This window comes from Achromobacter arsenitoxydans SY8 (assembly GCF_000236785.1).
Taxonomy (GTDB): domain Bacteria; phylum Pseudomonadota; class Gammaproteobacteria; order Burkholderiales; family Burkholderiaceae_B; genus Achromobacter; species Achromobacter arsenitoxydans.
Genome location: NZ_AGUF01000059.1, coordinates 39,279 through 60,326 on the forward strand (window position 1 = coordinate 39,279; position 21,048 = coordinate 60,326).

The window sequence follows — 21,048 nt, forward strand, 5'->3', positions numbered from 1 at the left end:
GAGCGATGCCGGCTCGAAAGGAATAAAGTGCGTGGTGGAACCCGCTGCGCGGACGCCGCGGGGCAAAGCAGAAAATACGGAGACGTGATGGATACGGCAAGCAAGCAGGGCGCCAGCGTGCGCGAACAGGTCAGCCCGACGGAATGGCAGGTGCGCAAGGACCTGGCCGCGCTGTACCGGCTGGTGGCGCTGTTCGGCTGGGACGATCTGATCTTTACGCACATCACGGCCAAGGTGCCGGGCACCGAGCACTTCCTGATCAATCCCTACGGCATGATGTTCGACGAAATCACCGCGTCCAGCCTGGTCAAGATCGACCTGGACGGCAACAAGGTCATGGAGTCCGAATACGACATCAATCCGGCGGGCTTCACCATCCACAGCTGTATCCACGCCGCCCGCAAGGATGCGATGTGCGTGCTGCACACCCATTCCATCAACGGGGTGGCGGTGTCGGCGCAGAAGGCGGGGCTGCTGCCCCTGTCGCAATTCGCCTTCATCGTGCTGCGCTCGCTCAGCTACCACGACTACGAGGGCCTGGCGCTCAATCCCGACGAACAGCCGCGCCTGGTGCGCGACCTGGGCGCCAACAATTATCTGATCCTGCGCAATCACGGCCTGCTGACCGTGGGCCAGAGCATGGCCGAGGCGTTCCAGGCCATGCATCGGCTCGAAGCCGCCTGCATGGTGCAGGTGCGGGCGCAGGCGGGCGGTGAACTGACCCACATTCCGCCGGAAGTCCTGGCGCGCGCCGCGGTGGAATCGCCCGCCGACCGGGCGCGCAAGGCCGAACTGGCCTGGCCCGGCCTGCTGCGCCGGCTGGACCGCCGCAACCCCGGTTACGCGGACTAGGCGGACCACGGCCCGCGGGTGCTAGCGTCGCATCCGCGCAAGAAAACTCCTATCGCCCGCGCCGGGCATGGAACCCAAACGACCTCGCCGGTTACCTACAGGGTGGATTGTTTCCCTTTCACGCCCTGAAGGAGTATGCATATGCCCGCATCCGAGAGGTTTGCCGAGTTGCTCAGCGAGCTCGCGGCGGTGATCGGACAGGCGGAAATGCCTACCGATGAGCGGGGACTTTGCAGCTTCCTGGTCGATGAGACCGTGCCCGTAAACATAGCCCAGAACCCGGAGGGCGATGGGGTTGTCATCTTCGCGCCCCTGGGCGCGCTGCCCGGGGGCCACCGGGACGCCTGGCAAGTCCGCATGCTAAGGGCCAACGGGGCGGGAGGCGGCGCTTATGTGTTCGGCATGGCTCCCGCCTCGGATACGGCAATCATGTCGTCGCGCCGGCCGCTCGGTTCGCTGAACGGCGCCGCGCTCGCGGGCTGGGTCGGCGAATTCGTCAGCGTGGCCAGGGGCTGGATCGACGCATTCGCCAATGAAGACGAGCCTGCCGCGACGGACGTTCCGTCCGCGAGCGCCTGGCTGCAGGTCTAGGGGCCGGCGATGACGATCGGACTGGGATCCTTCGCCAACTTTGCCCGTGCCAACCCCGACGCCGACCGCGTCGTGATCGCCGACGGCCAACTGAAGAACGACAGCCAGAATACCCTGGCCGGTTGGATAACGTGGATGTTCAGCGGGACGTTAACGCAATCTTGGGCCGCGCAGGTGGCGCAAGACAATCAAGCCGCCGTGAGCGCATTCCAGCATGCGCTGGCCTCGCACTACGGTGATGCCGACGACGGCGCGGCAGCCCGCCTGGATTCGGCGCAACCGCTCACGGCTAACCGGATCACGGCCCTTGTCAGCGATGCGGGCCGCGAAGCCCGGACGGCGGCGCGCGACATGGCGCTAAATCCCCCGGCGCCGCCCGTGTCCGACGCCGCGATGAACGCGGTGATGGACGCCGTGGCGTTGCCCGATGGACCGCTCCAAACGTTCCTGGCGGCCGATGTGCGGGAATCGCTGCAAAGCCTGCATAACCAGGTGGCGAAATTTGACGCCACGCCGCACGCCGCCTTGTTGCCGGACCTTGGACGCCAGCTTGCCGCGCGGCTGGAAGAGTGCGTGACGCGCGCGGTTATCAGCTACAAGCTGCGTTCCATTGAGCAAGACTGGCGCGATCCCTTGGCGGGCGTTTCGGTGCAGAAGGATCTGAATGGATTTGCCCAGGGCTTGACGGGACTCTGCAAAGCCGTGCCGGGATTGCGCGCGCAGCTTGACGCCGAAAAGACGGCTTTTCATCGCAACGTGACGACCTTGCTTTCCCGGTTGGAGAAGGATCTTGGAGCGGTGTCCGCCAGATTTTTCGGCGACGGGAACGTGCTAACTGGCCTGCAAGGCTTGACCATCACCGGCAGCGATCCTCACAAGGGCGGGAACCGGGTCGTCATCATGGATTTCGGCGATGACCGAAGGGTGGTGTACAAGCCGCGCGACGTCAGGATCGACGAAGCACTGTCGGGTGCAAGCCTGGCCAATGACCGCCACAGCATGATGGATATCGCCGGGGCCCCGGAGCTGACCTACAAGTTTCTTCCCCGGCAGGATGGCGAGCATGCGACGCTGCCCGGCCATAAGGACTGGCCAGCCGACGTCAGCGAAAGCGGCCATTACGGTTATGTGGAGTTCCTGCCCAACGGCGGTCCTGCCGATTTCGTGGCGGATGACGCCCAGGCCAAGGATTACTACGGATTGCTGGGGCGCGGCGTCGCAGCGATGATGCTGGCCGGCGCGGCGGACCTGCACCACGAGAACATCATGGTGAGCAGCCGCAAGCCCTATTTCAGCGACCTGGAATTCGCTCTGACGCCGTCGATCCACCTCGATCTGGCCAATTTGATGGGGCAAACCGACAGCGCGAAGCGGGCAGCCGAGTTCGGCGCGTTGATGGACACCATGGGCATGACCATGGGCGTGACGAAGGCCGTGGATTCAAATGGGCTCAAGCCGGAGTACAAGCTGGACGCCGCGGGCGTCTTTCAACGGCAGTCACGGCAGGACGACGTGACCGAGAGCTTGCTTGTGGTCCGGGGCAATGACGGTCGATTGCTGGATTCCCACGGTGCGCTGATCCCGCCTGAGCGGGTGCGCGAGACGCCTGACGGAAAGCAGCAGAAGTACAGGGAAACGCTCAATGTCCGCTATTGCGCACAGTTCGCCGAGGGACTGAAGGAGGGCTTGATTTCCGCAGGCAATCGCCTGGACGACTACAACGCGTTTCTCGATGAAGCCGCTAAGCTTCATGTGCGGGTGCACCCGATCAACACGACCGATCAACGTTCCTTGCTGTCGGGCTTCTTCGACAAATCCTACGGTGCGCAAACGCCCGAGGACGCGGCGGCGGCCGCGTTGGGCACGCATCTGCGAGGCGGCATCACCAACTTTTTGCAGTCGGCGACCACTGCGCATGTATCCGACCAGAACGAGACAGACCGGGCGCAGCGCGACGACGTCATGGCCGACGTCATGCTCGCCGCGTACCGCGACCACGATGTGCCGTATTTCAGCAGGCGCATGGACGATACCCGCCTGTTCTTCAATGGCGACTGCCCGGTCGCCTGGGGACAAGGCGAAAAGCAGGATGCCTACTTCAAGCTGTCCGACGCCGAACGACAGGCGGTGAAGGACAGGCTTGAGGATCTGGACCCCGCGGGCATGTCGCTTCTGGCCAAGCGCCTGGGCGATGCCGCGCAGGCCTGGCTTGCCGCGCAGACGCCCCTGGATGGCGGCGCGCTGGCGCTGCTGGTGGCCGAACCCAAGACCGTGCAAATGCTAACCGCGTTGGGCGCTAAGGCGTCCGATTTTGTTCAGATGGACGAGCCGTTCTGACACGGCCGCGCAGCGGTTGCCGGCGGCCGCCGTCTTTACGGCTTTCTTTGCGGCGAGGGCTGCAGGAATTCGGCGCAATCCGGCAGGGGCGATGCGGGCTCATAGACCGAGGCGCCTTCCTGCCACGTGTAGGTGACGGTGTAGCTGCACTGCTTGTCGGCCTGAGGCGCCAACTGATCCTTGGTCAGCGGGGGCCGCGTGCTCGAGTCGGCATAGCGGCTGGCGCCGGCGGGCGAGCGCGTCGCCTGCGTGGTGACCTGCAGGTCCGGATAGTCCTTGCCCGGCAGGGCTTTCAGGGCGGCCTTGAAGCTGTAGACATCGCTGCACAGGCCCGCGCGCTTCTGCTGGTCGGCGTCGTTGAAGCAGGCGCGGATAGAGGCGTCCGCCGTATACGGCATGACGAACACCAGGTTGGCGCTGGTCTGCTCGCCCAGACTGACGTCGTACAGATACAGGTCGCGGCGGGAGAATCCGCCGCCCGAGAACGGCGTTTCGGGCTTGAAGTCCGGCTGCTGCGGGCCGATCACGCCGACCAGCGCGCGCTCTTCACTCAGGCGTATTATCTCCGGCCATACCGTAAAGTGCTTGAAATTCGGGATTTCGGGCGAATCCCAGATGTTTCGTTCGGCGCGCAGGGTCCGGCTGGTGGCGAAGGGGCCGTTTTCCCCGAACTTGCCGTCCGTCTTGATGCCCACGCACCAGTCGGTCTGTGCGTTGCAGTACAGCTTGTTGTCCGGATTGAGCTTCAGGGGCTCGACGTCGGGTTGCGCCAGGACAGTGGCGGGCAGCAGGGCGGAGACCAGCAAGGCGAACACTTTTGACACGATTCTTCCTCTTTTTGTGTGAAGCGCGCGCCAGGATATTACGGCGAGCGTTACGCGCGCCACATTTTGGGGGCAGCAGCGGCAATCGTCGTATCAAATGTTCAGTAAAAGTATCGGTCAAGCTCAATTTGGCGCTCGGCGCCCGCCTGAATGACAACCAGGCAGGCGCTGCAGGCGCTATTCCTTGCGGCGGCGGCCCTCAATACGCGCCCGAAAGAGGCGCGAAGCTGAGGATCCGCGCCGCCGCGGATCAATTGGCGGGAATATCGGTCTCGACCAGCCTTGCCAGCTGCAGCAGGGATTCCTGCCAGCCCAGGTAGCACATCTCGGTCGGGATGACCTCGGGGATGCCTTCCTGCACGATGGTCAGCTCGGTGCCGCAGGAGACTTCCCGCAGGGACACGGTAGTCGTCATTTGGCCGGGCAGGTTGGGGTCGTCGAAACGGTCCGAATAGCGCAGCTTTTCGAATTCGACCAGTTCCAGGTATTCGCCGCCGAAGAATTCATTGTGGCCGGTGACGAAATTGCGGAAAGACATTCTGTGGCGGCCGCCCGGCTTGGCGTCCAGTTCATGGACTGTGCAGGTGTAGCCATAGGGGGGAAGCCACTTGGAGACCGCATCGGGCTCCAGGAAGGCGCGGTAGACGCGTTCGGGGGTGGTGCGCAGGACGCGGATGTGTCGTACGGTTCCGGTGGTCATGGTGTGTTCGCCTCTGTTCAGGGTGGATGCATGACTACGACGAACAGCCTGCACCGGAATCGACAGGATTTTCCTAGGGATTACCCTTGCTCAGGCTGCGCGGGCCGGATTCGAACGCAATAGCGCGATGTAGGCCGACAGGGATTCGGCGTGCCGCCGGTCCGCCCGCAGGCCGACGTGGCCGTCGGCGCGGATCACCAGCAACACCATGTCGCGCACGCCCAGCAGGTCGGCCGTGGCGGGCTCAAGATAGCCGTCCGCGTCCGGCACGCCGCTGTTCGCCGTGACGGCGACGACGAATTCAAGGATGGCCCCATCCAGAAGCGGTTCGATGTCGCGGCGCAGGTCGGCCAGCGATTGCTGGGGCGTGCCGGGGCCGCCGATCAGCATCGCCGTGTGGCCGCGCCGCCGGGCGTAGTCGTGCAGCTTGCCCGTGCCGCCTGCGGCGAACCGGACGTCGATGTGGTCCGGCAGCCGCTGGCCGGGCCAGAGGGCGTCGTGCCGGTCGCCCATGACAATGGGCGAGTCCGCGTAGTCGATATCAAGCTCGGCTTCGGACACGGCTTCACGGTGCCGGGAATCCGGGTTGCCGAAGGCGGCCCGGATCGCCAGATCGCGTTCACGCCGCTCGATCTGCCCCTGCACCATCTGCGCGCTTTCGGCGGCCTCGCCCGAGGCCATCACCATGTCCGCGACGGGCCGGCGTTCGGCGTGGTAGCTGTCCAGCAGCGCCTCCGAGCAATGCCCGTGGCAGACCAGCGCAAGTTTCCAGCCCAGGTTGAAGGCGTCCTGCAGGCCGGTGTTCATGCCGTGGCCCTGCGCGGGGCTGCAGGTGTGGGCGGCATCGCCGGCCAGCAGCACGCGGCCCGAGCGGAACCGCCGCGCGACCTTGGTGTGGCATTCGAAGCGGGCGGGATGGGAGACGTTGTCGAACCCCGCCTCGGGCAGGTAGCGCCGCAGCGTGGCGGTCGCGTCTTCGACGAGATCGGACTCCGCGGAGCTGGGGCGCAGGTAGACGCGCCAGCGCTCGTCGGGCAGCGCCGTCAGGATGACGGGAATCTCGTCCAGGTAGGCGTAGTTGGCTTCGAAGGAGTCCGGCCAGTTCTGGATGCCCGCATCGAATACGGCCCAGGGCTGGTTGATGTCGTGGCCGTCCTGTTCGATGCCGGTGAGCATGCGGACCGTGCTGTGGTGGCCGTCGCAGCCGACGACCCACTGGGCCAGCACCTGCGTGGTGACGCCGGCGCGTTCAATCGTCGCCAGGATGCCGTCTTCCTGTTCCTGCAGGCCGACGAGCCGCGCAGAGCGGGTGACCTTGCCGCCCAGCCGTTCCAGGTGGTCGGCCAGAACGGTCTCTGTGACTTCTTCCGATATGCCGATGTTGTAGGGATAGCGGCTGCCGCACAATTCCAGGTCGATGACGCCCAGGACGGCGCCCGCGGCGTGGATGCGGGCCCGCCGCTGTTTGACGCCAGCGGCCAGCAGGGGCTCCAGGATGCCCAGCGTATCCAGGATTTCGAGCGAACGCGGATGCACGACCGTTGCGCGGTCCCAGTCCAGCGGACCGTCATGCGCATCAATGAGCAAACAATCGACGCCGCGGCGCTGCAGTTCCGCGGCGGTCAAGAGGCCGGCGGGGCCCGCGCCCACCACCAGAACGGTTGTCGAGATCGCCATGTCTTGCCCTCAGCATTGGAGTCGTCAGGTCCTGCCGCGTGGGAATGCTGCCTGCCCGGCAGTAAGAAGCAGCGCGTTACCGCCGTTCTGGCCGGTGCACGACAAAGGCGGCGCCATGCGCCGCCTTTGCCGATCTGCGTGTCTGGAAATTAATGCAGCGCCGTGCCCGTCGTCAACGGTATTGCACCGTCGGCGGCGCCTGGTATGCGCACATCAGTGCGTCCGGCATCGTCCGGCCGGATGGGGCTGCCGCGGGGCGCCGAGCCGCGCGGCTTGCTCCTTCAGTAGGCGCCCATGTAGTCGCGCTTGCCGACTTCGATGCCGTTGTGGCGCAGGATGGCGTACGACGTGGTCACGTGGAAGAAGAACTGCGGCAGGCCATAGTGCAGCAGGTAGGCGCTGCCCGACAGCTTCTTTTCCTTCGGCGTGCCGGGACGCAGCACGATTTCGCGCGCCTCGCTTTGGTCGAACTGCGCTGGCTTGAAGGAATCCAGGTGCGCGAGCGTCTTGGCGATCAGCGCCTGCAGGTCGGCGAACGTCGTTTCGGTGTTTTCCCACGACGGGACTTCGGCGCCCGCCAGGCGCGATGCGATGCCCTTGGCGAAATCGGCGGCGATCTGCACCTGGCGCGTCAGCGGGAACATGTCGGGATAGAGGCGGGCGCCCAGATAGGCCTGCGCGTCGATGTTCTTGGCGGCGGCGTGGTCTTCGGCCTTCTTGAGCACGTCGGACAAGGCGGACAGCATTTGCTTGAGGACGGGCACCGAAGCGGTGTACATGGGGCTGGTCATGAGAGTTCTCGCTGGAAAGAAGACGGGCGCGGCAAAGGCCGCGCGGGATCGAAAGACTAACAGTAAATCGTGTCAGTCCGAACCGGCCTCGGCCAGGCGCCGCGGCGCCCGCTGCGCGCGCCAGGCGGCGTCGTCGCGCTGGGGCGCCTGCGGCTCCATGCGGGCGACCAGCAGCGTGCGGCCGGGGGCGGACGTTACGTCCAGCGTGCCGCCCGCCCGGGCAATGCGAGAGTGCATGCTGCGCATGCCGACGCTGATGCCGGCCTGCTGCACCGCCTCGACGTCGAAGCCGATCCCGTCGTCCTCGATCCGCAGTTCCAACGCGCCCGTCTCGAATTGCAGGACTCGCACCTGGATGCGCCGCGCGCGGCTGTGCTTGATCGCGTTGGTCAGTGATTCTTCGACCAGCCGCGTCAGCGCCAGGCACTGCAGCGCGCTGGGGGCGGGCTGCCAGTGCGGCGGAAAGCGCCAATCGGCGTCGATGTCCAGCTCATCGAACAGCTGCATGAACCGGTGGCGCAGCGGGGCGATCCATTCCTGCGGCGTGGCCGGCACCTTGACGCCCGCGCTGGAGCCGCTGTCGATGGTCTGGCGCAGATCGTCGCGCAGCAGCTTGAGCATGGACAGGAACTGCCGGCTCTGCATCGGTTCGCCGGACTGCTCGACCATCGCCATCATCCGCACCAGCGATCCGCCCAGGCCGTCGTGCAGGTCGTGCGCGATCTGCAGCCGGTCGTGCAGCCGGGTATTGGCCAGCGCCAGCGCGTGTTCCCGCTCCAGCGTCGTGGCCAGTTCGGCGCGGGCCTGCGCGACGGCGTCGGCCAGCTCGTGGTTGAAGCGTTCGATGCGCCGCACATTGCGGGCATGGCGCAGGCCCAGGATGGCGGACAGGCACAGGGTCACGACCAGGCTGCTGAACGGGGTGTAGCCCGGTCCGGGCCCGATCAGCTTGAGTATCAGCAGCAGGTCGTGGACGCTGACGAACAGGAAGACCAGCAAGCAGGCGGCCAGCATGCCGTGCTCCGCCTTGCGGGTGCGCAGCGCATGCAGCGGAAACTGCAGGCAATTGGCGAAGAACATGGCGGCGGCCGTCAGGACGACGGCAAGGTTCGTCCAGGGCAGCACCGTGGCCGGCGCCAGCGCGGCCACGGCCAGCAGCACGGCCGTCAGCGCCCACAGCGCCTTTTCCAGGCGCGGAAACGATTGGCTGCCAAAGCGCCAGGTGAAGATGCAGAAGCAGGCCACGTACAGCACCAGGACCATGACGTTGGCGCGGGCCGCGGTCAGCGAGTCGGGGAAGGGCCAGGGGCTCGTGACCAGCACATTGGCGATGAACAGTACCCAGAACAGGGCCATCAAGGCGTACCAGCCATACGTGCGCTGTTCGCGGCGCACGACCCAGATGCAGAAGAACAGGCCGCCCAGCACGGCGGAGACGATCAGGTTCACCTGGAAGAGGGTGCGGTTGTTCCACACCAGGTCTTCGTACCAGAGCCGCACGGCTTGCGGCTCGCCCAGGCGCAGCGGACCCAGGCCCGGCGTCTGCCCGGCGACGCCGACCACCCGGATCCACAGCGTGTTCACGCCGTCGCGCATCAGCGCCTGGGGAATGAGCCAGTAGCGCGGCATGTTCCAGCTGCGGGACAGCGGCTCGGTCAGTTGCGGGTCGCGCCAGATCAGCGCATCGCCGGCGTAGAGTTCGCCCGCCATGACCACGGATTGCAGCGACAGGGCGACGGGCCCGGCTTGCGCGGCCGGGCATTGCGGCTGCCATTCGATCCGGTACCAGGCCGTGCCGCCGTAGCCGGGCCAGCGTCGGCTCCAGTCGTCGGGCAGCGTGACGGGGGTCCAGGTGTCGGGTTCGGGGCGGACGCCGTCGTCGCCGCCCTTGGCGACGCCGATGGACAGGATCTGCGCCGAGCAGGCCGACGATTCAGCGGCGGGCGCCTGGGCCCAGGCCGGCAGGAACAGCAGCGCCAGCCACAGGCCCAGCAGCCATTTCAGTCCAGCAATCCCCGCGATCGCGCCGCGTGGATCGCTCGCGTGCGCGAGGATACGGCCAGTTTGCGGTAGATATGCTTGATGTGGCATTCGACGGTATAGCGCGACAGGAAGAGTTGTTCGGCGATCTCGCGGTTGCCCAGTCCTTCTGCCACCAGGCGCAGGATCTGGCTTTCGCGGGGGCTAAGTATCTCACCTGTTTCCGGGGTGGCCTGTTCGGCGGGCCGGGGGCGCAGCTCTTCGATGATGCGGCGGGCGACGAAGGGGTCGATCGGCGCGCCGCCGCGCAGCACGCTGCGAATGGACAGGGCGACCTCCATGTCGTCGCGTTCCTTCAGGACATAGCCGGTGGCGCCGGCACGCAGCGCCGAAAGTATCGCGTCCTCGGTGCTCCAGGCGGAAATGACCAGGATGGCCAGCGCCGGGTCGGCCGCGTGCATCTCGGCGATCAGGTCGATGCCGTTGCCGTCCGGCAGGCCCAGATCCACCAGCGCCAGGGCGACCGGCTGCCCCGCCAGGCAGGCGCGGGCCTCGGCAAGCGACGCCGCGTGGACCAGCGCGTCTGTCTGGTAGCCTAACTGAAGCAGCAGGCTTTCGATGCGCCGGCGAACCAGCGGTTCGTCCTCCACCAGGAGCACCGGGGCGGGGAGGGCAAGCTCGGAAGTCAGCATGGATGGCGGGGACATGGGTTGGGGCTTTGGGGGCGGGCGCGCCGCAGGCGCAATTGTGACGGGGCCGTGCGCAGCCGGACATCCCTGGAACTTGGTATTTTGCATGGGACCACCCGCTATCTCAATCCGGCGCCCGCGGGGAAGTCAGCCGCGGCAAGGCCGGCGTCACCGCGCCGTTCCTGGGCCGCCTGTTTGAATGAGGAAGCATGGATATTGTTTACAGGGCCGCGCGCGCGCAAGACGTGGCGGCATGCATCGACATACGCGGCAAGACCCGGGAAAACGCATTCTCGGAGCAGGATCTTGCAGCCGTCGGCGTCACGCTTGAAAGCTGGGGCGCGGCTGTGCGCGACGGCGCTTTGCCCGGCTACGTGGCGACGGTCCAGGGCCGAATCTGCGGCTATTGCTTCGGCGACCGGGAAACCGGTGAAATCGTCGTCCTGGCGTTGCTGCCGGAATATGAAGGCCGGGGCGCCGGCAAGACCTTGCTGGGCCTGGTGATCCGGGACCTGAAGGAACTCGGATTCACGCGCCTGTTCCTGGGATGCGCCACGGACCCTGCGGTGCGCTCGCATGGCTTTTACCGGCGTCTGGGCTGGCGGTCCACGGGCACGTTCGACGATGCGAACGACGAGGTTCTGGAATACTTCCCGTGAGCCAGCCGCCTCGCTACGGCTTCATTTCCTGCGCCAGCGTAGCCCGCATGCGCTCCATGCTCTCCTGACCGACCATGATCAGCCCGCTGCCGGGCTGGTCGATGTCCAGGATGAAGGTCAGCACCAGCGCGATCAGCGCGGCGAACATGCCGGTCGATATGGGGCGCCGGCGACCATACAGGCCGGTGCCGTAGGCGATGTACGCCATCGACCCCGCCGCCACGATGAACAGCAGGTAGTACACCGGTTCGGGAACGTGGTTCTCCAGCGCCACGCGGCGCTTCTCGTTGATCTGCGCCATCTCGTTGATGGCCTGGATGAACATGATGGTGGAGATCGACGGCGGGTTTTCGGCGCGGGCCGCCATCGCCGACCGGATCTCGCGCTCAATGCGCCGGGCGGTGGCGTTCGCGGCATTGAAGCGGGGCGAGTCCTGGTCGGCCAGGTGATAGTCCAGCGACGCCGACGTGTATTCGTGCAGCATGCCGGCGACCACGGGACGGTGTTCGGCGGGAATCAGCTGCGAACGCCAGTAGGCGTTGCCGATGGCGTTGGCCTCTTCCAGCACCAGGTTCTTGCGCGTCTCGAAGCGGGTCACCGACATGGCGAAGGTGAAACCCAGCAGCAGGGCCAGGAGGCCGAGCAGGGCGGTCTGCAGCGCGGTGATGTGCGTTTTGGCGGCGTCGTCGGCCGGTTTGCGCAGGCGGCGCCCGAGGCGGTAGCTGAGCTCGATGACGGCCAGGAAAATGATGAGCACGACGAAAAAGAGGTAGACCTCGTCGATTTCCCTGAGCATGTTTTTTCCTGGCGCGGATAGGCGGTCCAGAGTATGCCGTTTGCCGCGCGTCGACAAGAGTTCAACGGACAGGGCGGTGCAAGCGCTTGCGGGGCGCACGTATCAGGTTTGAATAAATGATAATGATTTGCAATAATCGCCGTTTGCCTCCGATACCGCGCCCGACATGTCTCAGCCTCATTCCCAGCTTGCCGGCTGGCTCGCGTTGTACAGCGAGTTCATGCAGGCGTTCGCGCATCGCTTCGGCAATCGCAGCGATGCCGAGGACGCCGCGCACGACGCGATCGAACAGCTGTTGTCGCGCGGCGATGTGACCACGGTCGAGCATGCCCGGCGCTTTCTGTTCCGCGCGGCGGGGCATCGCCGCATCGACGTCTGGCGGCGCGACACGCGCAATCCCCACATTGCCTGGCAAGACCTGCCCGAGCAGGATCAGCCCTGCGTACCCAGTCCCGAGGCCGTGGTGCGGGCCAGGCAGTTGATGGCGGCGGTGGAGTCCGCACTGGCGCAACTGCCGCTCAATTGCCGGCGCGCCTATGTGTTGAACCGGATCGAAGGCTGGACCCACCGCGAAATCGCCGTGACGCTGGCTCTGTCGGTCAACAGCATCGAACGGTACGTGATGCAGGCGTGCCAGCATGTCCGGGCCACCTTGAATCCTCATGATTGGCGATAGCCCTGTCGCCGCCGAGGCGATCCGTTGGTCCGCGCGCTTGCATGCGGGCGACATGAGTGCGGCCGAGCATGCCGAACTTCTGGCGTGGCGGCGCGCGCATCCCGAGCACGAGATCGAGTTCCAGGCGCAGCAGATGCTGAGCCGCGCCGTCCAGGCCATGCCGGACGACGCGATCCGCCGGCTGTACGGGGGCGAACTGCCCGAACGTCCCAGGCTGGGACGCCGCAGGGCGTTGCGTGCCGGCGCCCTGTTGCTCTGCGCGGGGGCGGCCGGCGCGGCCGCCTGGGGCGTGGGCCGCGGTCCGGGGCGGCCGGCTTATGCCGCCCAGTGGTCCACGCGCAAGGGCGAGCGGCGCAGCGTGTCGCTGTCTGAAGGCAGCGTGCTGGAGCTCAATACGGATACGCAGGCCGACGTGGCCTTTTTTGATGACAGGCGGGTGGTGACGCTCACGCGCGGCGAAGTCCTGTTCGACATAAGGCCGGATGCCGCGCGGCCGTTCTTCGTGGAAGCGGGCCCGGCCACGGTCCAGGTGACGGGCGCGCGCTTCAATGTGCGGCGTACGGCGCAGGACGTGCATGTGGCGGTCGAGCAGGGTGTCGTGGAAGTTCGCGGCGGACCATGGTGGCATCGCAGCCGCAACGTGCTGAACGCGGGGCAGGGGACGCTTGTCGATGCCGACGGCCGGCAGCCCGGACCGCAAGCCGTGAACCTGTCGGCCGAACTGGCGTGGGTCAACGGGCGCCTGGTGTTTCGCAATGCGTCGCTGGCAACGGTAGTGGACGAACTGAACCGCTATCTGGCGCAGCCCTTGCGGCTGGCCAATGATCGCGTGGGAAGGTTGCGCCTTACCGCGTCCTTCAAACTGGACGATCCGGCGGGGATCGTCGAGGCGCTGCCGGGCGTGCTGCCCGTGGTGCTGCGCCGGCTGCAAGACGGCGGGGCGGTGCTGGACCTGAAGCCTGGATCCGCCTGACCGGCATCAAGGTTTCAAATAGAAACAATTTCCTTTCCCGATTTCTTCAGGACTTTCGCGCGCTGATTCGTAGTACATGGCAGGCCCGCCGAATTGCATCCGGTTGGCCCGTCACGATCCTTGGCCAAGGGATCGGGCGCGATGCGCCCGCCGCAATCATCGAACGAGTCCTGTCTTGAATCCACATTCCCGTATCACGATCCCCGCGCCGCGCAGGCGTCCCCTGCCGACCAGACTGGCCGTGGGCAGCCTGGCCCTGTCGGTGGCGCTTGCCCTGGCAGGCGGCATGGCCGCTACCGAAGCCCAGGCCCAGTCCGCCACGGTGCAGGTCGATATCGCCCCGCAGCCCCTTTCCGAAGCGTTGCTCCAGTTGGCCGAGCAGACGCGGCTGCAGATCCTGTTTGCGCCAGATATCGTGGCAGGCAAGGCGGCGCCCGCGCTGCGCGGCAGCTACACCGCGGACCAGGCGCTGGCCGCGTTGCTCAAGGGCAGCGGCCTGCAGTACCGCCGCGACGGAGACCGCTACCTGTTAACCGCGGGAGGCGCCGATGTGCTGGAGGCGGTTACGGTCATCGGCATGGCGGAACGCCGCAGCATGACGGAGAACACGGGTTCGTACACGACGCGCATCACCAGCATCGCGTCCAAGACCGAGCAGAGCTTTCGCGAAATCCCCCAATCCGTCTCGGTCGTGACCCGGCAGCAGATGGAAGACCAGAACATCACCGATGTGCGCCAGGCCATGCTGGCCGTTCCCGGCATCACCTACAACGGGGTGGATTTCTATTCGCGCGGGTTCGCGATCACCAGCATGCAGCTCGATGGGGGCGCGCCGCTGGCCCTGGGTTCCTACAACTACGATCCGCAGCAGCAGATGGCGTTCTACGACCGGATCGAGGTCATGCGCGGCGCCTCGGGCCTGCTGGGCGGGGTGGGGGACCCGGGCGGCATCATCAACCTGGTGCGCAAGAAGCCGCTTTCGCAGAATCAATTGAAGGTGTCGCTGGGCGCGGGCAGCTGGGACGATTTCCGCAGCGAGATCGACGCCAGCGGCAAGCTATCCGAAAACGGCAAGCTGCGCGCTCGCGGCGTGTTCAGCTACCAGAACAGCGGCTCCTACATTGATCACCGCAGCACCGAGCGTCCGGCGCTTTACGGGGTGCTGGAAGCCGACCTCGGGCCGGACACGCTGGTGACGCTGGGCGGCAGCTACAGCCAGATCAATAACGACGGCGCGCCGCCCACCTTGCCCCGCTTCAGCAACGGCGCGGATCTGGGCCTGTCGCGCAGCGCGAACCTCTCGCAGCCGTGGGCCTATGACGATACCGACCGTTGGGAGGTGTTCGGCCAGTTGGAGCACCGGTTCCGCAACGGCTGGATCGCAAAGCTCAACGCGACCCATACCGACCAGAAGACCGACCGCATCTGGAACTACACGTCCGGCTCGGTGGACCCCGTCACGTACAAGGGACTGACGTGGGGAGCCGGCCGCGCCAATTCCGAGAACAAGCAGGACATGGTGGACGCGAATCTCAGCGGCGCCTTCGACCTGCTGGGTCGCACGCACGAATTCGTGGTGGGCGCGGACTGGCAGCGCGTGCGCAGCGATTGGGCCAACTCCAACCTTGCGATCAACTACAAGGAACCCGTCGATGCGTTCAATCCGGGGGCGTGGAACCCGAGCATGACGGACGCCGACTTCAACTACAGCGCGCACTACGGGCCATGGGGCCAGGAGCAGGTCGGCGGCTATGCCATGCTGCGCCTGCATCCCACCGACCGCCTCAGCGTCGTGGCCGGCGCGCGCGTGAGCCGGTACGAGTTCTCGCAGCTCATCCGGACCAAGCGCGGCGCGGCGGCCTGGCAGCTGTTCCAGGACGCCCAGTTCAAGGAGTCCACGGAAATAACGCCCTACGGCGGCCTGATCTACGACCTGAACGACAAGTGGTCCGTCTATGGCAGCTACTCGGCCATCTACAAGCCGCAACCGCTGGTCATGCAAGGGCCGCTGCCGGGCAGTTCCCTGCCTCCCATCAAGGGCAAGAGCTTCGAAGCCGGCATCAAGGGCGAATTGTTCGACGGCGCCGCCAACGCGACGCTCAGCCTGTTCAACGTGGAGCGGACGGGCACGGCGGTGCTGGATCCCACCTACGAAAGCAGCAGCAACGCCTACGACGGCAACTGCTGCTACACGGCGCAGGGCAAGGTGATCAGCCGGGGCGTCGACGTCGAGTTTGGCGGCGAGATCGCCACGGGCTGGCAGATGTCGGCCGGCTACACCTTCAACACCACCAAGGACAAGAGCACCAGCAGCGTCTATAGCAGCGTGACGCCCAAGCACCTTTTCAAGCTGGCCACGGCGTACCGCCTGCCGGGCGATTGGATGAAATGGACGGTGGGCGGCAGCATGCTCATCCAGAGCGCGACGTACGTGTCCGGGACGGCGAAGGATGCGAGCGGCGCCTTTGCCCCGTTCGATTTCAGCCAGGGCGGCTATGCCATCCTGAACGCCATGGTCCGCTACCAGATCACTCCCCACTGGAACATGACGCTGAACGTCAACAACCTGACCGACCGCGTCTATTACCAGCAGGTGGGCACGCTGAACGGCAACAACGTCTATGGCGCGCCGCGCAACGCCATGCTGACGTTGCGGGGGACCTTCTAGGCGAAGGCGCTGACAGGTTCGGGCCGGATCCCGGCGCCGATCCTGTCAGCGAAACGCCAACATCTTGGAGTAAGGTGTGGCTTCCCTACCCAGAGATCCCGCACGGAGCACAACTTGAAATACCGCAAACTCGGCCGCACCGACCTGGACGTCAGCCTGATCGGGCTGGGCACCATGACCTGGGGCGAGCAGAACACCGAAGCCGACGCGCATCAGCAGCTGGACTACGCGCTGGAGCGCGGCGTCAACCTGGTCGACGTGGCCGAAATGTATCCGGTGCCGCCCAAGCCCGAAACGCAGGGGCTGACCGAAACCTACATCGGCACCTGGCTGGCCAAGACCGGACGCCGCCAGGACATCGTGCTGGCCAGCAAGGTGGCCGGCCCCGTGCGCGACCCCAAGCGTCCCGGCCACATTCGCGACGGCAAGACCTTCCTGGACCGCAAGAACCTGACCGCGGCGCTGGACGCCAGCCTGAAGCGCCTGCAGACGGACTACCTGGACCTGTACCAGCTGCATTGGCCCGACCGCAGCACTGCGACGTTCGGCCAGCTGAACTATCCCTGGGTCGAAGACGACCATACCGTGCCGATCGAGGAAACCCTGTCCGTGCTGCAGGACTTCGTGCGCGCCGGCAAGGTCCGCCACGTGGGCGTGTCGAACGAAACGCCGTGGGGCGTCAGCCAGTTCCTGCGCCATGCTGAAAACAAGGATTTGCCGCGGATCGTCTCTATCCAGAACGCCTACAGCCTGCTGAACCGCGTGTACGAGATCGGTCTGTCGGAATTCACGCACCACGAAGGCGTGGGCCTGCTGGCCTACTCGCCATTGGCGATGGGCATGCTTTGCGGCAAGTACCTGAACGGCGCCAAGCCGGCGGGCGCGCGCCTGACCGTGTATTCGCGCTTCACCCGCTACAGCAACGAACAGGCCGAAGCCGCCACGCGCGAGTACGTGGAACTGGCCCGCGCGCACGGCATTTCGCCCACGCACCTGGCCCTGGCCTGGGTGAACCAGCGCCCGTTCGTCACCAGCAACCTGATCGGCGCGACCTCGCTGGAGCAGCTCAAGGAGAACATCGACAGCGTCGACGTGACCTTGCCGGCAGACGTGCTGGACGCCATCAACCAGATCCACGTGCGCCACCCGAATGCGGCGCCCTGAGGCCTGGATCGCGCAAGCGGCAGCGCGTGACGGTGATCGACTACTGGAGGATGTCCCGATGATCAAAGCGATTGCGTTCGACGTGTTCGGCACCTTGGTCGAAATCGGGGCGCCCCGGCGCCCGTTCCGCGAGCTGGTCCGTCTGCTGGCGGCAGCCGGCCGCGTGCCGCAGCGGGGCGACGGCGCGCTCATCATGAGCCGCGACGTCGACCTGGCGCAGGCCGCGCGGCTTCTGGGGGGCATCATCAGCGATCAAGACCTGGCGCGGCTGGAATCCGCGCTGCAGGAGGAATTGGCCAGCATCCGCCTGTTTCCCGACGCGGTGGACACGCTAAACGCGTTGCGCGAAAGCGGCTATCGGATTGCGCTGTGCTCGAACCTCGCGGCGCCCTATGGGCCGCCCGTGAGCGCGCTGCTGCCATTTGCGCCGGATTTTTGCGCATGGTCGTACACGGCGGGGGCGGTCAAGCCCGCGCCTGAAATCTATCAACACTTGTGTACGGGACTGGACTGCCAGCCCGGCGAGGTCCTGATGGTGGGCGATACGGTCGACGCCGACCACTCCGGACCGCGCTGCTTCGGCATCGCGGGGTTTCATCTGGCCCGCAAGGGTCGCAGCCCCGTGCCGCAGGCGGAATCGGTCGCCAGCCTGGCCGATCTGATTCCGCTGCTGGCGCGCCATCGCATGGACGCGGCGGTTCGGCCGGACGCGCCAGGCCGCTAAGCCAGGCGCGTGCCGCCAACGCAGATGCTAGCGGGCCGTCCGACTTCCGGTCACTGCGCAGCGCCCTTGCCCGGCCCCCGGTAGCGCGACAACCAGTAGTCATAGGACGGCGGCAGCACCCGGCTCGGCTTGTCTTGGCCCAGGGCGACCGCCATCTGGTAGGGGTAATGCGGATTCGCCAGATGGGCGCGGGCGATCAGCACCAGATCCTGTTGCCCTTCGGCCACCGCGCGTTCAGCCATGTGCGGATCGTCGATGCACCAGCCAGCGGCCACGGGCATCTGCGTGTCCCGCTTGACGCGGCCAGCCACCGGCACGAAAAAGCCTGGCCCCCACGGGGTCTTGCCGTTCAGGGTGGAAAACCCGATGCTCGCGTCGATCAGATCCAGGCCGCTGTCGCGCATCTTGCGCACCAGCCCGACCGCGTCAGGATAGAAGGCGTCGTCATGCCCGTCGTATTCGACCACGCCGAAGCGTGCGGTCAGCGGCAGGCGTTCCGGCCAGACCTCGCGCACGGCCTGCATCGTTTCCAGCAGGAAACGGCCGCGGTTCTCGGCGCTGCCGCCGTACTGGTCGGTGCGCTGATTGGCGACGGGCGAAAAGAAACTCTGCGCAAGGTAGCCGTGCGCGAAGTGCAGCTCCAGCCATTGGAAACCGGCCGCCAGCGCACGCCTGGCCGCCGCGACGAAATCCGCCTTGACGCGGGCGATGTCATCCAGGCCCATGGCCTGCGGGATTTTGGGCAGGCCGCCGCCAAAGGCGAGCGCCGACGGGCCCAGCGTCGGCCATCCACGGCGGTCGTCGTTGGCGATATGGTCGTCACCCTCCCAGGGCTTGTTGGCGCTGGCCTTGCGGCCGGCATGGCCGATCTGAATGCCGGGCACCGCGCCGGCCGCGCGGATGGCCGCGGCAATGCGCGCCATGCCCTCGATCTGGCCGTCTTCCCACAGACCTGTGCACCCGGGCGTGATGCGGCCTTCCGGAGACACGCCGGTGGCCTCGACGATCACCAGGCTGGCGCCGCCGCGGGCCATGCCGGTGTAGTGCGCAAGATGCCATTCGTTCACGTAGCCCTCGTGGGCCTGGTACTGGCACATCGGCGGGATCGCGATGCGATTGCGTAAGGTGACGCTTTTCAGTTGGAAGGGTGAGAACAGTGCGGACATTGTGAATCCCGGTAATGCTGAATGAGTGAAATTGGGCGTGGAATCGTCACTGCCGCGTCTTTGCGGCGCGGGCGGCGGCGACCAGACCGTCCAGCCAGTCCTGGTGGCCATTGATCATCGGGTTGGGCTTGGCGGCGTGCAGGTCGGCGGCGGGCTTTCCCTTCTGGGTTTCCTGCGTAAGGATGCGCACCCGGCCGTGGTCCAGGTCCTCGACCAGCCAGGCATGGTGGACGTCCAGGCGGTCGTCGGCGCCTGGCTCGCCGGCCCAGCCGTGCCATGCGACGCGCCCGGGCTTGCCGGCCGCCGGCGGCGAGAATTCGTTGCACTGCGCCTCCACCGGGAATCCGAAGGTCTCGAAATAAAAGCGGACCCCGTCGGCCAGCACCGGCCCCTTGCCATCGTGGAAGCGCACGTTGGCGGAATTGGCGTAATACGTCGGCCAGCGCGAAGGAACGCTCAGCAGCGGCCAGATGTCGGCGGCAGCAAGGCCGGCAACAATGACCTCGTTGGACGCGAAGTTTTCGGTAAGGCCCGGAAGATACCCTTCGGGCCACAGGATGGCGTTCTGCATGGAGGCGCTCCTTGGTTTGCTGGTTGTGCCGGCGCGGCCGGGGTTCGCCCGATCGGAAAGCGGCGCGGCAAGGGCTCGTCGCCCAGGAATGCTGCCAGGATAAGCGCGCGCGGATGATGTTTGTTCTAATGAATCGTTATGGTTCGGATAAGAGTTCGTTATGACGAATCCGCATTGGCTGCGCTCATTCGTGGCCCTCGTCGATACAGGAAGCTTCACGCGCGCGGCGATTCGGCTCGGCCTGACCCAGGCCGCCGTCAGCCAGCACGTCGGCCATCTGGAAGACGAGTTCGGCCCCTTGTTGATCCGCCGTCCCCGCCAGATTGAATTGACGCCCGCCGGAGCGGCGCTGCTGGACTACTGCGACGAACTCGACCTGGCCGACAAGCGCCTGAAATTGCGGCTCTCGGACGCCACGGTGGATAGTGGCGAGATCAGCCTCATCACTCCCGGCAGCGTGGGACTCGCCCTCTATCCGCTGCTGCTGACTTTGCAGCAGCAGCATCGCGGTCTGGTCATCCGCCATCGCTTTGCGCCCGATCCGGAAACGCGCGATGCCGTGCTGGCCAAGCAGTACGAACTGGGCCTGGTCACGCTAAGGCCCGACGACGCGCGTCTTGCGGCAACCCCGTTCGCCGAGGAACCCCTGGAACTCGTCGCGCCGGCGGGCGTGAAGGTGGAGCGCTGGGAAGACCTGGAAGCGTTGGGCTTCATCGACCATCCCGACGGACAGGCGATGGCCACCCGCTTGCTGGCGCGCCGATTCCCCGGCAATCCCGGCGTCAGGACGTTGCCATTGCACGGATTCACGAACCAGATCGCGCTGATCCTGGAACCGGTCGCGCGCGGCCTGGGCTTTACCGTCATCCCCCGGCATGCACGCGAGGCATACGCGCAGCCCGACGCGATCCAGGTGATCGAGTGCGGTGCGCCAGTGGTCGACACGCTCTGGCTGATCCATCGCGCGGAATGGCCGCTATCGGCGCGCGCGGCCTGGGTGCTGGAGCAACTGCGGAATATGTCGCCATTCAGAAGCGGCGGGCGGAAGGGGAGACCGAGATCGGGTTGAATGGCGTGGAAGGCCGGGGCAATGAAGCGTCCTGCGCGCTCCTGCCCGATCGGGCCAATATTGGCCCGATCGGGCCATTTTTGGCCCGTTTTTTATCCAGCGTTTTCAAAGGCTTATAAAAAATCGAGCCAACATTGGCCC

At 66.1% G+C, this 21,048-nt stretch carries 20 protein-coding genes; 10 read left to right on the plus strand and 10 right to left on the minus strand.

Annotated features, from left to right (window positions below; translation table 11 throughout):
* Positions 1 to 87: 87 nt before the first annotated feature.
* The 3 genes from KYC_RS19255 (at position 88) to KYC_RS19265 (ending at position 3,780) form a co-directional block, all read left to right on the plus strand.
* Positions 88 to 852, plus strand: a complete 765-nt coding sequence (locus KYC_RS19255; protein ID WP_008165442.1) for a class II aldolase/adducin family protein — start codon at positions 88 to 90, stop codon at positions 850 to 852.
* Positions 853 to 993: 141 nt separating this feature from the next.
* The gene (locus KYC_RS19260) at positions 994 to 1,443 is read left to right on the plus strand and encodes a type III secretion system chaperone (protein WP_008165443.1); all 450 of its coding nucleotides are present in this window, start codon (positions 994 to 996) and stop codon (positions 1,441 to 1,443) included.
* Positions 1,444 to 1,452: 9 nt separating this feature from the next.
* A complete protein-coding gene (locus KYC_RS19265; RefSeq protein ID WP_008165444.1) occupies positions 1,453 to 3,780 on the plus strand; it encodes a DUF4135 domain-containing protein in 2,328 nt (775 codons plus the stop codon).
* A gap of 35 nt (positions 3,781 to 3,815) precedes the next feature.
* On the opposite strand, the gene KYC_RS19270 is transcribed toward KYC_RS19265, so the two are convergent.
* The 6 genes from KYC_RS19270 to KYC_RS19295 form a co-directional block, all read right to left on the minus strand.
* A complete protein-coding gene (locus KYC_RS19270) occupies positions 3,816 to 4,604 on the minus strand; it encodes a hypothetical protein (RefSeq protein WP_043518929.1) in 789 nt (262 codons plus the stop codon).
* 250 nt (positions 4,605 to 4,854) lie between these two features.
* Positions 4,855 to 5,304, minus strand: a complete 450-nt coding sequence (locus tag KYC_RS19275; protein ID WP_008165448.1) for an SRPBCC family protein — start codon at positions 5,302 to 5,304, stop codon at positions 4,855 to 4,857.
* Between the two features lie 90 nt (positions 5,305 to 5,394).
* Positions 5,395 to 6,981, minus strand: coding sequence for an FAD-dependent monooxygenase (locus KYC_RS19280; RefSeq protein ID WP_008165450.1), 1,587 nt, complete (start codon positions 6,979 to 6,981; stop codon positions 5,395 to 5,397).
* A gap of 281 nt (positions 6,982 to 7,262) precedes the next feature.
* Positions 7,263 to 7,772, minus strand: a complete 510-nt coding sequence (locus tag KYC_RS19285) for a DUF1993 domain-containing protein (protein WP_008165452.1) — start codon at positions 7,770 to 7,772, stop codon at positions 7,263 to 7,265.
* A 72-nt stretch (positions 7,773 to 7,844) separates the two neighbouring features.
* Positions 7,845 to 9,863, minus strand: a complete 2,019-nt coding sequence (locus KYC_RS19290) for a sensor histidine kinase (RefSeq protein WP_008165454.1) — start codon at positions 9,861 to 9,863, stop codon at positions 7,845 to 7,847.
* Positions 9,773 to 10,459, minus strand: coding sequence for a LuxR C-terminal-related transcriptional regulator (locus KYC_RS19295; protein ID WP_202946593.1), 687 nt, complete (start codon positions 10,457 to 10,459; stop codon positions 9,773 to 9,775). Before KYC_RS19295 ends, KYC_RS19290 begins: the two co-directional genes overlap by 91 nt.
* A gap of 191 nt (positions 10,460 to 10,650) precedes the next feature.
* On the opposite strand from KYC_RS19295, the gene KYC_RS19300 reads away from it, so the two are divergent.
* Entirely contained in the window at positions 10,651 to 11,100 is a 450-nt protein-coding gene (locus KYC_RS19300) for a GNAT family N-acetyltransferase (protein ID WP_008165458.1), read from the plus strand.
* 13 nt (positions 11,101 to 11,113) lie between these two features.
* Here KYC_RS19300 and KYC_RS19305 read toward each other — a convergent pair whose 3' ends face one another.
* Positions 11,114 to 11,896, minus strand: a complete 783-nt coding sequence (locus KYC_RS19305) for a bestrophin-like domain (RefSeq protein ID WP_008165460.1) — start codon at positions 11,894 to 11,896, stop codon at positions 11,114 to 11,116.
* Between the two features lie 166 nt (positions 11,897 to 12,062).
* On the opposite strand from KYC_RS19305, the gene KYC_RS19310 reads away from it, so the two are divergent.
* From KYC_RS19310 to KYC_RS19330, 5 genes are all read left to right on the plus strand, one after another.
* Complete coding sequence (locus tag KYC_RS19310) at positions 12,063 to 12,572, plus strand: RNA polymerase sigma factor (RefSeq protein WP_043518931.1); 510 nt, start codon at positions 12,063 to 12,065, stop codon at positions 12,570 to 12,572.
* Complete coding sequence (locus KYC_RS19315; protein WP_008165463.1) at positions 12,559 to 13,545, plus strand: FecR family protein; 987 nt, start codon at positions 12,559 to 12,561, stop codon at positions 13,543 to 13,545. Before KYC_RS19310 ends, KYC_RS19315 begins: the two co-directional genes overlap by 14 nt.
* Positions 13,546 to 13,720: 175 nt before the next feature.
* The gene (locus KYC_RS19320; RefSeq protein WP_238531961.1) at positions 13,721 to 16,213 is read left to right on the plus strand and encodes a TonB-dependent siderophore receptor; all 2,493 of its coding nucleotides are present in this window, start codon (positions 13,721 to 13,723) and stop codon (positions 16,211 to 16,213) included.
* Positions 16,214 to 16,327: 114 nt separating this feature from the next.
* On the plus strand, positions 16,328 to 17,377 hold the full coding sequence (locus tag KYC_RS19325; protein ID WP_008165468.1) for an NADP(H)-dependent aldo-keto reductase: 1,050 nt from the start codon (positions 16,328 to 16,330) through the stop codon (positions 17,375 to 17,377).
* Positions 17,378 to 17,435: 58 nt separating this feature from the next.
* The gene (locus KYC_RS19330) at positions 17,436 to 18,101 is read left to right on the plus strand and encodes an HAD family hydrolase (RefSeq protein ID WP_008165471.1); all 666 of its coding nucleotides are present in this window, start codon (positions 17,436 to 17,438) and stop codon (positions 18,099 to 18,101) included.
* 50 nt (positions 18,102 to 18,151) lie between these two features.
* Here the strand turns inward: KYC_RS19330 and KYC_RS19335 are convergent, their stop codons facing one another.
* Both KYC_RS19335 and KYC_RS19340 read right to left on the minus strand, forming a co-directional pair.
* On the minus strand, positions 18,152 to 19,267 hold the full coding sequence (locus tag KYC_RS19335) for an NADH:flavin oxidoreductase/NADH oxidase (protein ID WP_043518934.1): 1,116 nt from the start codon (positions 19,265 to 19,267) through the stop codon (positions 18,152 to 18,154).
* A 46-nt stretch (positions 19,268 to 19,313) separates the two neighbouring features.
* Positions 19,314 to 19,838, minus strand: coding sequence for an SRPBCC family protein (locus KYC_RS19340; RefSeq protein WP_008165475.1), 525 nt, complete (start codon positions 19,836 to 19,838; stop codon positions 19,314 to 19,316).
* A 160-nt stretch (positions 19,839 to 19,998) separates the two neighbouring features.
* Here KYC_RS19340 and KYC_RS19345 point away from each other — a divergent pair, with 160 nt between their 5' ends.
* Complete coding sequence (locus tag KYC_RS19345; protein ID WP_008165477.1) at positions 19,999 to 20,907, plus strand: LysR family transcriptional regulator; 909 nt, start codon at positions 19,999 to 20,001, stop codon at positions 20,905 to 20,907.
* On the opposite strand, the gene KYC_RS29940 is transcribed toward KYC_RS19345, so the two are convergent.
* A partial coding sequence (locus KYC_RS29940; RefSeq protein WP_238531962.1) for a hypothetical protein occupies positions 20,867 to 21,048 on the minus strand: 182 nt, incomplete at its 5' end. The genes KYC_RS19345 and KYC_RS29940 overlap by 41 nt on opposite strands.

Coding starts and splice junctions, on each gene's coding strand:
- KYC_RS19315 (WP_008165463.1), top strand. CDS start 12,559: ATGATTGGCGATAGCCCTGTCGCCGCCGAGGCGATCCGTTGGTCCGCG.
- KYC_RS19345 (WP_008165477.1), top strand. CDS start 19,999: ATGACGAATCCGCATTGGCTGCGCTCATTCGTGGCCCTCGTCGATACA.
- KYC_RS19295 (WP_202946593.1), bottom strand. CDS start 10,459: ATGTCCCCGCCATCCATGCTGACTTCCGAGCTTGCCCTCCCCGCCCCG.
- KYC_RS19275 (WP_008165448.1), bottom strand. CDS start 5,304: ATGACCACCGGAACCGTACGACACATCCGCGTCCTGCGCACCACCCCC.
- KYC_RS19290 (WP_008165454.1), bottom strand. CDS start 9,863: ATGCCACATCAAGCATATCTACCGCAAACTGGCCGTATCCTCGCGCAC.
- KYC_RS19285 (WP_008165452.1), bottom strand. CDS start 7,772: ATGACCAGCCCCATGTACACCGCTTCGGTGCCCGTCCTCAAGCAAATG.
- KYC_RS19310 (WP_043518931.1), top strand. CDS start 12,063: ATGTCTCAGCCTCATTCCCAGCTTGCCGGCTGGCTCGCGTTGTACAGC.
- KYC_RS19335 (WP_043518934.1), bottom strand. CDS start 19,267: ATGTCCGCACTGTTCTCACCCTTCCAACTGAAAAGCGTCACCTTACGC.
- KYC_RS19300 (WP_008165458.1), top strand. CDS start 10,651: ATGGATATTGTTTACAGGGCCGCGCGCGCGCAAGACGTGGCGGCATGC.
- KYC_RS19305 (WP_008165460.1), bottom strand. CDS start 11,896: ATGCTCAGGGAAATCGACGAGGTCTACCTCTTTTTCGTCGTGCTCATC.
- KYC_RS19265 (WP_008165444.1), top strand. CDS start 1,453: ATGACGATCGGACTGGGATCCTTCGCCAACTTTGCCCGTGCCAACCCC.
- KYC_RS19255 (WP_008165442.1), top strand. CDS start 88: ATGGATACGGCAAGCAAGCAGGGCGCCAGCGTGCGCGAACAGGTCAGC.
- KYC_RS19280 (WP_008165450.1), bottom strand. CDS start 6,981: ATGGCGATCTCGACAACCGTTCTGGTGGTGGGCGCGGGCCCCGCCGGC.
- KYC_RS19260 (WP_008165443.1), top strand. CDS start 994: ATGCCCGCATCCGAGAGGTTTGCCGAGTTGCTCAGCGAGCTCGCGGCG.
- KYC_RS19340 (WP_008165475.1), bottom strand. CDS start 19,838: ATGCAGAACGCCATCCTGTGGCCCGAAGGGTATCTTCCGGGCCTTACC.
- KYC_RS19330 (WP_008165471.1), top strand. CDS start 17,436: ATGATCAAAGCGATTGCGTTCGACGTGTTCGGCACCTTGGTCGAAATC.